Origin of the sequence: Cobetia sp. BMC6 (genome assembly GCF_029991385.1) — a bacterium.
Lineage (GTDB): Bacteria > Pseudomonadota > Gammaproteobacteria > Pseudomonadales > Halomonadaceae > Cobetia.
Window position 1 is genome coordinate 1 of the sequence record NZ_JAKUMF010000032.1, and the last position, 527, is coordinate 527.

The 527-nt window shown below is 57.7% G+C and carries 1 protein-coding gene; it reads left to right on the forward strand.

What is annotated here, in order from left to right:
• Window positions 1–523, forward strand: a 523-nt coding sequence (locus tag MKZ40_RS16850; RefSeq protein ID WP_282627976.1) for a transposase, incomplete at its 5' end; no start/stop codon positions are given.
• Window positions 524–527 lie beyond the last annotated feature (4 nt).

Sequence of the window (527 nt, forward strand, 5' to 3'; positions counted from 1 at the left end):
CGTGCAGACGTTCACCAAGGCGTTGGATGAAGTGCGTAAGCGGGAACGTCGAGAAAAAACCCATCCCAAGGCCCTGCGCTGGGCAGTGCTGAAAAGCATGGATAACCACAACCTGACGGAAAAGCAGATGGTCGCCCTCCGGGAGCTGGTTGCTGACCAAGGGGCTACCGCGAATGCATGGATCATCAAGGAAAAGCTGAGGTGGATTCGTCGCGCACCGACAGCGCGCGGGGCTCGTTGGCGCATCACGAATTACCTCAATGTGATGCGTGAGGCAGTCGCCGGCCACACGCTTCTCAAGCCAATGGCAAAAGCACTCAATACGTTGGAGCGACATGCCGACCAGGTTGTGAGGCGCTGGTGTTCAGGCCTGACGAACGCACGCCTGGAAGGCATGAATGGCCTCTTTCAGGCTGCCAGATCTCGCGCTCGCGGCTACCGAAACGAAAGCAATTTCATTGCGATGATCTACCTGATCGGCAGCCCCGTGGGGCGCATGCTGGATGAAGCCAAATCCACATGAAACG